Source organism: Actimicrobium antarcticum (genome assembly GCF_039536745.1).
GTDB classification, from domain to species: domain Bacteria; phylum Pseudomonadota; class Gammaproteobacteria; order Burkholderiales; family Burkholderiaceae_D; genus Actimicrobium; species Actimicrobium antarcticum.
In genome coordinates this window covers 237,226-248,901 of sequence record NZ_BAAAZE010000012.1, presented here as the reverse complement: position 1 = coordinate 248,901, position 11,676 = coordinate 237,226, and the positions used below count along the sequence as shown (strand labels likewise).

The 11,676-nt window shown below is 56.4% G+C and carries 11 protein-coding genes; 1 reads left to right on the top strand and 10 read right to left on the bottom strand.

Annotated features, from left to right (window positions below; all coding sequences use genetic code 11):
• Positions 1-314 precede the first annotated feature (314 nt).
• The 10 genes from ABD720_RS15390 to ABD720_RS15345 all read right to left on the bottom strand — a co-directional run bounded on the left by ABD720_RS15390 (position 315) and on the right by ABD720_RS15345 (position 10,266).
• Entirely contained in the window at positions 315-1,979 is a 1,665-nt protein-coding gene (locus ABD720_RS15390) for a PhoH family protein (protein ID WP_344764501.1), read from the bottom strand.
• Between the two features lie 174 nt (positions 1,980-2,153).
• Positions 2,154-2,630, bottom strand: coding sequence for a peroxiredoxin (locus ABD720_RS15385; RefSeq protein WP_344764498.1), 477 nt, complete (start codon positions 2,628-2,630; stop codon positions 2,154-2,156).
• Positions 2,631-2,678: 48 nt separating this feature from the next.
• A complete protein-coding gene (locus tag ABD720_RS15380; RefSeq protein ID WP_344764496.1) occupies positions 2,679-3,620 on the bottom strand; it encodes a polysaccharide deacetylase family protein in 942 nt (313 codons plus the stop codon).
• 8 nt (positions 3,621-3,628) lie between these two features.
• Positions 3,629-4,681: a bifunctional UDP-4-keto-pentose/UDP-xylose synthase gene (locus ABD720_RS15375; RefSeq protein ID WP_344764493.1), complete on the bottom strand. Its 1,053-nt coding sequence runs from the start codon at positions 4,679-4,681 to the stop codon at positions 3,629-3,631.
• A gap of 56 nt (positions 4,682-4,737) precedes the next feature.
• Entirely contained in the window at positions 4,738-5,649 is a 912-nt protein-coding gene (locus ABD720_RS15370; protein WP_344764491.1) for a formyltransferase, read from the bottom strand.
• Positions 5,650-5,652: 3 nt separating this feature from the next.
• On the bottom strand, positions 5,653-6,630 hold the full coding sequence (locus ABD720_RS15365) for a glycosyltransferase (RefSeq protein ID WP_344764489.1): 978 nt from the start codon (positions 6,628-6,630) through the stop codon (positions 5,653-5,655).
• Positions 6,631-6,643: 13 nt separating this feature from the next.
• A complete protein-coding gene (locus tag ABD720_RS15360; RefSeq protein ID WP_344764488.1) occupies positions 6,644-7,765 on the bottom strand; it encodes a DegT/DnrJ/EryC1/StrS family aminotransferase in 1,122 nt (373 codons plus the stop codon).
• 56 nt (positions 7,766-7,821) lie between these two features.
• The gene (locus tag ABD720_RS15355; protein ID WP_344764485.1) at positions 7,822-8,193 is read right to left on the bottom strand and encodes an EamA family transporter; all 372 of its coding nucleotides are present in this window, start codon (positions 8,191-8,193) and stop codon (positions 7,822-7,824) included.
• A gap of 21 nt (positions 8,194-8,214) precedes the next feature.
• Entirely contained in the window at positions 8,215-9,873 is a 1,659-nt protein-coding gene (locus ABD720_RS15350; protein WP_344764535.1) for a glycosyltransferase family 39 protein, read from the bottom strand.
• A gap of 15 nt (positions 9,874-9,888) precedes the next feature.
• Positions 9,889-10,266 carry an Mth938-like domain-containing protein gene (locus tag ABD720_RS15345; RefSeq protein WP_344764482.1) on the bottom strand — a complete coding sequence of 126 codons (378 nt, stop codon included), beginning with the start codon at positions 10,264-10,266 and terminating at the stop codon, positions 9,889-9,891.
• A 162-nt stretch (positions 10,267-10,428) separates the two neighbouring features.
• Here ABD720_RS15345 and ABD720_RS15340 point away from each other — a divergent pair, with 162 nt between their 5' ends.
• The gene (locus ABD720_RS15340) at positions 10,429-11,658 is read left to right on the top strand and encodes a pyridoxal phosphate-dependent aminotransferase (protein ID WP_344764533.1); all 1,230 of its coding nucleotides are present in this window, start codon (positions 10,429-10,431) and stop codon (positions 11,656-11,658) included.
• Positions 11,659-11,676 lie beyond the last annotated feature (18 nt).

Here is an 11,676-nt window from a genome sequence, read left to right as displayed (position 1 = left end):
TTCGCTGTCGGGGCGGTTTGCGTTTACGCGGAATGAATGTCTGCCCAACGACTTCAGTGACATTGCCTGGTTCAGTTGCAAGATCAACCGCGTCTTTTTTCATTCGCGCTTTTAGCGACATCCCGCGTGGCCCTCGGTAAGTGTTGCTGTCATCTGTAGATAGCTAGGCTTCAATTTGGAGTCGCCATTCAGACATGGAAATGGCGATAGTTACCTGGCGCTCCCACCAAAACCTCCCAGACAATTTGCTGCGTAAAAAAACGGCATTCAAACCTCGAATGCCGTTTTGCACTACTGACTATGATTCCTTCCGTCTATAACACTTCGCTGGCATGATCCGCCAGTCGTGAACGCTCACCACGTGCCAGTGTTACATGGCCGCTATGCGCCCATCCCTTGAAGCGATCGACGACGTAGGTCAGCCCACTCGATCCCTCTGTCAGATAGGGTGTGTCGATTTGGGCAATATTACCAAGGCAGATAATCTTGGTTCCCGGTCCGGCGCGTGTGACCAGTGTTTTCATTTGTTTCGGTGTCAGGTTTTGCGCCTCGTCAATGATGAGAAACTTGTTGACGAAGGTACGCCCACGCATGAAGTTGAGTGACTTGATCTTGATCCGTGAGCGAATCAGGTCTTGTGTCGCGGCACGGCCCCATTCACCGCCGTCCGAGTCGGACTTGTTGAGTACCTCGAGGTTGTCATCGAAGGCGCCCATCCAGGGTGACATTTTTTCCTCTTCTGTGCCTGGCAGGAACCCGATATCCTCACCGACCGGCACAGTTACGCGGGTAACAATGATTTCGTTGTAGAGCTTGGTTTCGAGCACCTGTGCCAGGCCTGCTGCAAGCGCCAGCAAGGTTTTTCCGGTACCAGCTTGTCCCAGCAAAGTAACAAAATCACATTCCGGGTTCATCAGCAAATTCAGCGCAAAATTCTGTTCCCGGTTGCGGGCGGTGATGCCCCAGACATTGCTCTTGGTATGGGCATAGTCCCGCAAAGTCTGCAGTACCGCTGTTTTGCCGTTAATCTGACGCACTTGACCGTAGAATGCTGGTTCCCCGTTTTTGGGTTCCATGAACACGAACTGATTCATCAGCATGGACGGCACAAGTGGTCCGGTCAAACGATAGAACGTGTAGCCGGTACCGTTCTTGTTTTCTTGCCAGGATTCGATGCCTTTGCCATGCTTGTTCCAGAAATCATCCGGCAGCTGCAGAATGCCTGAATAGAGTAGGTCTGTGTCTTCCAGCACGTGATCATTGAAGTACTCCTCTGCTGGCAAGCCCATCGCGCATGCCTTGATGCGCATGTTGATGTCTTTCGATACCAGCACGATCGCGCGTCCCGGAAACTGCGCTTCCAGAGCGCGTACCACGCCAAGAATCTGGTTGTCGGCTTTGCCAACTGGCAGTCCTTCCGGCAAGCTGATGTTCTGCAGTTTGGTCTGGAAAAACAAGCGTCCCTTCGCATCCTTGTTGCCCAGTTTTGACAGCGGAATCCCGTCTTCAATACTGGCACCGTTCATATTGCCAACCAGCGCATCCAGTGAACGCGAAACCTGGCGCGCATTGCGGGCGACCTCGGACATGCCCTTCTTGTGATCGTCGAGTTCTTCCAGCGTCATCATCGGCAGATACACATCGTGTTCCTCGAAGCGGAACAGCGAGCTTGGATCATGCATCAGTACATTGGTGTCAAGAACGAACAGCTTGGTCAGCCCTCCCTTGTCAGCGACTCGGCTTGCCTGCGACTTTGGTTTAAGTGCTGCCGGTTTGGCAGGCTTGAGCTCGCGCACTTTGGCACTTGTAACAGGTGGCGCCGGCGCGCGCTGACGTAAATCCGGCAGCGATGCTGCTTTTTCAGGAGCGATCTCGGCAGGAACAACGAATGGTTTGACGATCTTGCTCTTATCCGCCTTTGGATAATCGATCGGCGACAGCAATGCTGCGGGTTTGGTCGGAAGTTTGGGCAGTGGCATCAGGACCTCGATCTGTTAGCGGTTGAGCGATGCCATGTGTCATACCATGGCGAACGGGGTCTTACAGGTAAAGCGGGCGCAAAATGCAAAAAGCCGTTTGAAGTCAGAACGAGTGTCCTGACTTCAAACGGCTTTGCGATGTAGGGTTCAGTTGGATTCAATTGTTGGGCGGGTCTAGGCTAAAGCCTTCACAAATTCTAGGACAGCATCTACGTGACCGGGAACCTTCACTCCACGCCATTCTTTCACCAATGTGCCGGACGCGTCAATGACAAATGTACTGCGCTCGACACCGCGCACGGTTTTGCCGTACATGCTTTTCATCTTCATCACATCAAACAACAGACAAACGGCTTCGTCCGGATCCGATATCAATTCGAAAGGCATGCCGAGCTTGGCCTTGAACCCTTCATGCGAGCGCAAACTGTCACGGCTTATTCCAAAAATCACGGTGTTTGCCTGCTCGAATTCAGGATACAAATCACGGAACCGCATGCTTTCGGCCGTACATCCAGGCGTGTTGTCTTTGGGGTAGAAAAAGAGGATCACTTTTTTTCCGAGATAACTCGATAAAGTGAACGGCTGCGTACCTGTAATCAGTGCTGAAAAGTCGGGAGCGATTTTGTTTAGTGCAGAGGGGCTGTCAGCCACGTCATTCTCCTGGTCGTTTCGTGTTCGCTCTTGTGCGATCTTGTGTCGTTATGCAGCCTGCAGCAGCAGGTCGCCCGAGCGGCCGGGCAGTGTGCCCCACGCGGTCGGACTGACCGGCAATGTCTGGCTTTCCAGCGCACGATGGTAGTCATTCATCCCCACCAGGTCGTAACCTTGTGCACGCCATCCGGTCAGTAACTCGTCGAAGATGGGGGCAAGTTTTTGACCTTCAAGTTCAGCATGCAAGGTATAAACGTGATCGCGCGTCGCCTTCGTCAACTCAAGGATTCTGGCGGCAATCGTTGACGTGGTGATGACATGGGCATTGATGGTTCGGCCAAGCAATTCATCCAGGGTTGGCAGTGTCGTTGGCATCTGGATACAGTCCAGAGTCCTGCCCTGAACACTTAGCCGATGCGGTCCTGCGTTCGCGTTCAACAGAGTTCCGTCGTCCGCCAGCGCTGCGCGTTCGTCGGAGGCGTAGCGTATTCCAAACGTATCCAGCTGTGCGAATGCATGCGGGTTCATTTGCCAGCCAGCGGCGCCATGCGTAGCTGGCGCTTCCCCGAATATATCCTTGAAGCGATCAAAAGAACGCTGCATCAGGCTCTGGGTCCAGGCAGCGTCCTGATTCCGCACATTGTCCTGCCAGACCACATGGTCCCAGGTATGGATACCGCATTCAAAGCCGGCATCCCGGACAGCACGCAATTCAGTCGCACACAATTTACCTATATCAGGCGCTGGCAACAATACGCCGTACATCAGGGTCTTCAATCCGTAGTGTTCGAGGACCGAGGTACGCGAGACTTTCTGAAAAAAACCCGGGCGAAACGCGCGACGCAACGCCCAGCCCGTGTGGTCCGGTCCGAGCGAAAACAGGAACGTGGCGTTGGCCTGATGCTTCTGCAGCATGCGCACCAGATTCGGCACGCCTTCGCGGGTTCCGCGCAGGGTGTCGACATCGATTTTCAGTATGAGTTTTGGCAACTTGAAACCTAGTCCATCAATGCACGGGCAGCTGCTACCTGTCCGCGATAGGCGTCGAAAATATTCCGCAGCGTATCGGCCATGGTCGTGGTCGGATTCCAGTCCAGTTCGGTACACGTGTTGGTGATTTTCGGGACGCGGTTTTGCACGTCCTGATAGCCCTTGCCGTAGTAAGCCGCCGACGTGGTTTCGATCAGTTCGACTTTTTGGGCCGATGTGGCGTACTCCGGATAGTCCGCGGCCAGCTCCAGCATCATGTGTGCAAGGTCGCGGATCGAGTAGTTGTTGACCGGGTTGCCGATGTTATAGATCTTGCCAGTCGCGATGCCATCTTTGTTGGCGATGATCTTGATCAATGCATCGATACCATCATCGATGTAGGTGAAGGCGCGCTTTTGCTGCCCGCCATCGACCAGCGAGATATTCTCGCCACGCACGATATGACCGAAGAATTGCGTCACGACGCGTGAGCTGCCTTCTTTCGGCGTGTGTATGGAGTCGAGTCCGGCACCGATCCAGTTGAAAGGGCGGAACAAAGTAAAGTTCAGGCCTTCCATGCCGTAGCCCCAGATCACGCGGTCCATCAATTGTTTGGAGCACGAGTAAATCCAGCGTGGCTTGTTGATCGGGCCGCATACCAGCTCGGATTCTTCGGGATCGAATTCGTCGTCGTGGCACATGCCATAGACTTCGGAGGTCGATGGGAAGACCAGGTGCTTGCCGTATTTCGCCGCCGAGCGAACGATCGGCAGGTTTGCTTCAAAGTCGAGTTCGAATACGCGCAACGGTTGCTTGACGTAGGTCGACGGCGTGGCGATCGCGACCAGCGGCAGAATGACGTCGCATTTCTTGACGTGGTACTCGACCCATTCCTTGTTGATCGTGATGTCGCCTTCGAAGAAATGCATGCGCGCCGTGTACTCGGGATTGTCGAGCAACTCGGTAATCCGGTCACTCATCATGTCCATGCCGTAGACATGCCAATCAGTGGTTTCGAGGATGCGCTTCGACAGGTGATGGCCGATGAAGCCGTTGACGCCGAGGATGAGGACTTTTTTCATGGGTAATTCTTTCTTTTGATGTTCTTATGTGCCTGCACTGATACCGGTTAGTGAAATCAGTTTTTCCCGTACTGGTCGAGTCGTTGCTGTAACTGCGCAGCGGTGACGGGTTCTTCACCTGTCAGTAGCGACAAAATCAGCAGCGCGCGACCGTCGCCACAAATTCCGAAAATGCGATTATCCACTACCACCAGCCCGGGTGCAAAGCGTGCATAGTCACCTTCTGCAAGACGTGCCTTGCCAATGACGTAGGTGGTGCCGTCCATCACCGTCCAGGCACCCGGGTAGGGCGGCGCCACCGCGCGATGGAGGTTATAGACGGTGTGCGCCGGCTGGGACCAGTCGATACGGCCATCCTCCGGTTTGCGGCCGCCAAAATAGCTGCCCTTGCTCAGATCATTTGGCAATCGCGGCGTGCGACCGGCGAGCATGTCCGGCAGCACATTCCATAGAGTCTGTTCAGACGCCACGACCACTTTTCCGAACACCATGAAGGCGGTATCGTCGGGCAGAATCGGGACGCTGGTTTGCGCGACGATGGCACCGGCATCGGGCTTGGCGACCATCTCGTGCAGGGTCGCACCTGTTTCCTGCTCTCCGTGTAGAACGGCCCAATTGATCGGCACACGACCGCGATACTTCGGCAGCAATGAACCATGTAAATTGAACGCGCCCGACTTTGCCAGCGCCAGCAAGGCCGGCGGCAGCATGTTGCGATAATAAAAACTGAAAATAAAATCAGGAGCAATTGCCGCGACCTGCGCGAACAGCGCCGCACTGGCCGGGTCGTCGGGAGTGATGACTGGAATATTCTTTTCTGCGCACAGTGCGGCAACCGAGTCGAACCAGATGGTTTCGGTCGGATTGTCCTGATGCGTCACAACCAGTGCGACCTCCACGCCGCGCGCCAGCAAAACCTGTATGCAGCGAACGCCGACGTTGTGATAGGCGAAGACGACAGCGCGCATGGGTCAGACCTCTACCGTGGAATCGTCGGTGACTTCGACCTGGTGATCGGTCTTGTCCTGCAACATGGCCTGGATCACGTAGCGTGGCCGGCCACGTACTTGCTGGTAAATCCGTCCGACATATTCACCCACAATCCCGATGCCGAACAGCACCACGCCAATCATGAAGAAGACGATCGCAAACAGCGTAAATACGCCTTCGACCTCCGCCCCAAGCAGAAAGCGTCGCACCAGCAATATAACAAACAGTGCCGCCGATACCAGCGACAAGCCCATACCAAAAATCGAGAAAAATTGCAGCGGTACCAGTGAAAATCCGGTGATCAGATCAAAGTTCAGCCGGATCAGGCTGTACAGCGAATATTTCGATTCGCCGGCGGAACGCTCTTCGTGCTCGACAATGATTTCAGTCGGACGGCGTGCAAACATGTAGGCAAGTGCAGGCACGAACGTGTTGACTTCGCTGCAGCGGTTGATCAGGTCGATGACGTTGCGGCCATAGGCGCGCAGCATGTTGCCCTGGTCGGTCATCTGGATATGGGTCAGTTTTTCGCGCAGCCGGTTCATTGCCCGCGATGCATAGGTACGAAATGCCGAATCCTGCCGATCCCGACGGATCGAGCCGACATAGTCGAAACCTTCCTGCATCTTGGCGACCAGTTTGCCGATTTCTTCTGGCGGATTTTGCAAGTCTGCATCGAGGGTAACCGTGATCTCGCCGCGAGTCGCATGGAATCCGGCCAGGATCGCCATGTGCTGGCCATAATTACCGTTGAACAGAACGACGCGCGTCACATCAGGGCGTGCGCGGAACTGGTCTGCCAGCATGGCGGCAGATGCGTCACGACTACCGTCGTTGACGAAAATGATTTCATAGCGATAGCCGAGCGCATCGAGTGCCGGATACAAACGGGCAAACAGCTTGGCCAGGCCAGCTTCCTCGTTATAAATGGGAATGACAACGGAAAGGAGAGGTTTCATCAGCGACCAGAATTTATTGAAGGACCGATTTTACCGCGCGGACAGCACGCTCGACGTCGGCCTCGTTCATTGCGGCAAACATCGGCAGAGACACGATACGTTGGCCGACGCGTTCTGCGATCGGGAACATGCCGTCGCCGAAGCCACGAGCGCGATACAGCGACAGCAGGTGGATGGCCGGATAGTGGTATCCAATGCCGATCTGCAAGGCCATCATTTTTTCCATGAAGACTGCACGGGTGATGCGTTCAGGCAGCACCAGCTGAAACATGTGCCAATTGGAATTTTCAAAGTCGGCTACCGGTAACTGTGCACCGGTGTTCGCTTCGAAGTCGGCGCCAAATAGTGCGAAGTAGTGCCTGGCCAGCCGCCGCCGCGTTGCAGTGATGGTATCGAGATGGGCAAACTGGCCGAGGCCGATCGTTGCAGCGATATCGGTCATGTTGAATTTGCCACCGAGGACATCAACATCGAGGCCATCGAATCCGGTGCGGGTGACACCCTGCAAACGGTATTTTTCTGCCAGCCGTGCTTCGGCAGCATCGTTGAGCACCAGGCATCCGCCTTCGGACGTGGTGATGTTCTTGTTCGCCTGGAAGCTGAACGACACGAAGTCGCCAAACGAACCAATACGACGTCCGTTCCAGCTCGATGCGATGGCCTGGGCCGCATCCTCGATCACGCGCAGGCCATACTTGCTGGCGATCGCATACAGACGATCCATGTCGACCGGCAGACCCGACAGATACACGGGGATGATCGCTCTGGTGCGTGGCGTGATTGCAGCTTCGACCTTGTCCAGATCAATGTTGCGCGTCACCGGATCGATGTCGGCAAACACCGGTGTCGCGCCCACTTCGAGGATCACGTTGGCGGTTGCCACCCAGGAAATTGGCGTGGTGATGACCTCGTCTCCGGGACCAATGCCGGCAATGCGCAAGGCAATTTCCATCGTGCAGGTGCCGGAATTAAACGTCCGTACCGGGCGACCGCCAAAGTACTCGGACAGCTGCGCTTCAAATGCTTGCACTTTCGGACCACTGGTGAGCCAGCCGGAACGCAGCACGTCGCTGACTGCAGCTATGGTGGCTTCATCGATGGTGGGTCGGGAAAACGGCAGGAACGTGGTTGTCATGGGGTCGCGATAAAAAATGGAAGAGTAGGGCCGGTGCTGAACGTCCGGCCCGCGTATCAGGAACGGGCCAGCAGGATCACGCCAACGATAATGACGCCGATGCCAAGGATGCGCTGGGTTGACACCAGCTCGCCAAGGAAGTACCACGCACCGATGGCGTTGATGATGTAGCCGAGCGACAGCATCGGATACGCAATCGTGACGTCAACACGTGACAGGCCGATGATCCAGACCAGTACCGAAATCACGTAGCACGTCAGCCCGCCCAGGATCGGTAATTGCGTGGCCAGCTTGATGCCTGTACCAAACCAGTTGTCTGCAGTCAGATGGATTGCGCCGACGGCATTGGTGCCGGCTTTGAGCAAGAGCTGGGCGACTGCATTGAGGCAAATGCCGGTCAGGATAAAACCGAAAGTGGAGAGGTTCATGGACGATTTCTTGAGTGGCAATCAGGGGTGCGGCTGGTTCGAGACGATCACCCGGCGCGGGTCACTGCCGATGACGCGCATCGGCACGCCGCGCTGTTTCAGGTCGGCGTACGTGTCAGGACGCATGATGGCAATGTCACGGACGGTGCCGGCATAGCCTTCTTTCCATTGCTTGACGAAGACCTCGACATCGGGAATCCATAGTTCTGGTTGCTGAGACAGGCCAAAGTCCATCTCATCGGCATGCCCGACCAGCGTGGTGGTGCGCTCAAGATAAAACGGCAGCGATTGTTCATAGCGGTTGACGGCAAACAGTCTGGTTTGCGGTGTCAGTTCGGCCTTGACCGCCGCCACCATGTTGTAGCCTGCGGCGTAGCGTCCCAGGCCGTCATGACCGAACATCAGGCATTGTCCGGCAAGGAAGCCGGTGACTGCTATCAGTACCAGCGATCGCGCAGTATGCCGGCGCGCCAGAATAGCCAGCACGCCGCCACAGACCGCAATGGCTGCGCCGGCCGCAGCCCATGGCATGTAGGCGAGGTACAGCGGCAGGTCGACCTCGTTCTTTGCCAGCAGTGGCATCCGGTTCAGTAACGCGAGTCCGATGATGCCGAGTACGACCAGCAGCGCCGCATTGCCGACCAGCACACGCTGCGACACCTGTCGCAAGTAGCACGCAACGAGCAAGGCCAGCGCCGGGAAGATCGGCAAGATATACGACGGTAGTTTCGAGCTGGAGATACTGAAAAAGAAGAAGATGAAGCCAGCCCAGACCAGCAGCATTTTTTCGGCCTGAAAACCAGTGCCGCGATTGCGCACGCCTTGCCACAGTCCCTGCGCCAGCACACCTAGCCATGGCACCATGCCCAGCAATAGTAGCGGTACAAAATAATAAATCGGTCCGGCGCGATGGTGGATTTTGCTCGTGAAGCGCTGGAAATGTTCGTGGATGAAAAAGAACTGCGGGAACTCCGGATTCTGCAGCGACACCAGCACGAACCACGGCGTCGTAATCGCAAAAAAGACCAGCAGCCCGAGTCCCATGTGCAGCCGTTTCCAGATCGACCAGTCACGCGCCACGAAGGTATAGACGACCAGTACTGCGCCCGGCAGCACCGCGCCGATCAAGCCTTTCGACATGACGGCCAGCGCCATGCCGGCCCAGCACACCAGCATGCCGTTGCGTCGTTCAGTCGCGCTGGCCGCATCTCGCTGGGCTACCAGCAAGCCGCACAGAGCCAGCGTCATCATGGCTGACAGACCCATGTCGAGCGTATTGATGTGGCCCAGCATGGCCCACAGCACACACGAGCCAAGCACCAGAGCGGCATCGAATCCAACCCGTTGGCCGAACACCTTGCGTCCTGTGTACGCCACCGCCGCGACGCCAATCAACCCGCACAATCCGGTCCACAGGCGCGCCTGCCATTCCCCCAGGCCGAACAATTTGAAGGTCAGCGCCGTCATCCAGATTTGCAGCGGCGGTTTTTCGAAATATTTGATCCCGTTCAGACGGGTCGTGATCCAGTCGCCGGTGCTGAACATTTCGCGCGCCATTTCGGCATAGCGACCTTCATCGGTCGGCACCAGAACGCGGGCGTCCAGACCGTACAACCAGAGCAGGCAAAAGCCGATGGCAAGCATCCAGATGAATGCACGTGATTTGGCCGTATCATGCAGGGCACTCATGTCAGGTTACTTTGCATCGAAAATCAGCGCCAGAGCGACCTTGCGGCCTTCCGCCATTAGGATATTGTAGGTGCGGCATGCGGCCTGAGTGTCCATGCATTCGACGCCGATGCGGCGCGCGGTAAGTGAGGCAGTGAGGCGAGGGTGGACAAACCGCTGGCGTGCGCCAGTGCCAAGAATGACCACGTCGGGGCCTAGCGAATCGAGATGATCGAAGTGTTCGCTGGTCAATGCCTCGAACGACGTCACCGGCCAATCGATCGGCGCCATCTCCGGCAAGACCAGCAGGCTGGTGGAGTAGTGCTTCAGGTTGATGTCGACACCGTCAGCGTCATACGACGTGACGGTCTGGTATTGCTGGGTAGTCGTGTGATGGAGTTTCATACGGCGCGGGCGGGCAGGCGGGCTGGCGGTTGGTATAGTGAGCCTGCATTGTAGCGGCACTCGCGCCTTAAGGATTGATAAAAGCCGCCGCATTCGGCAAAATAGGATTTTTCGCGGTGCAACATAGACTGCGCCATGCTGAACTTTGAAGGAATCGCTACCGTGCGTCCGATACAAAAATCCAGAAAGCTGGCAGATGTCTGCTACGACATCCGTGGTCCGGTGCTGGAAAAAGCCAAGCAGATGGAAGACGAAGGCCACAAGATCATCAAGCTCAATATCGGCAATCTTGCCGTGTTCGGTTTCGATGCGCCCGAAGAAATCGTGCAGGACATGATCCGCAACATGCAGAACGCGTCGGGCTACACCGACTCCAAAGGCCTGTTTGCGCCGCGCAAGGCGATCATGCATTACACCCAGGAAAAGAAGATCGCCGGTGTCACCATCGAGGATGTCTACCTCGGCAATGGCGCGTCCGAACTGATCGTCATGAGCATGAACGCGCTGCTCAATACCGGCGACGAGGTGTTGGTTCCGGCACCGGACTATCCGCTCTGGACCGCTGCCGTCAGTCTGTCCGGTGGCACGCCGGTGCACTATGTCTGCGACGAGCAGGCCGGCTGGTTTCCTGACATCGAGGACATCAAGCGCAAGATCAACGCCAATACCCGCGCCATCGTCGTCATCAATCCGAACAATCCGACCGGCGCGCTATATCCGGATGCGCTGCTGCTGGAGATCGTCGAACTGGCACGCCAGCACCAGCTGATCGTCTTCGCCGACGAGATTTACGACAAGGTGCTGTACGACGGCGCCACGCATACCTCGCTGGCCTCGCTGGCCGACGATGTGCTGTTCATTACCTTCAATGGCCTGTCCAAGAATTATCGCTCGTGTGGTTACCGGGCCGGCTGGATGGTCGTCTCCGGCGAAAAGAAGCACGCCCGTGATTATATCGAAGGCCTGAACATGCTGACCTCGATGCGCCTGTGTGCGAATGCCCCCGGCCAGTATGCGATCCAGACTGCGCTCGGTGGCTACCAGAGCATCAACGACCTGGTCGGTCCCGGCGGGCGGCTGCTGCGCCAGCGCGACCTGGCGCACAAGCTGCTGACCGCAATTCCTGGCGTGACGTGCGTCAAGCCGAAGTCGGCGCTGTATATGTTTCCCCGTCTGGACCCGGCGATGTATCCGATTGCCGATGACCAGGATTTTGCTTACCAGTTGCTGGCCGAGGAGCGTGTATTGATCGTACAAGGCACCGGTTTCAATTGCCCGAGCCCGGACCATTTCCGAGTCGTGTTCCTGCCCAACACCGATGACCTGACCGATGCAATGGGGCGGATCGCCCGCTTCCTTGACGGCTATCGGAAACGGCACGGTACCTCCTGAATTTTTTGAACCACAAGG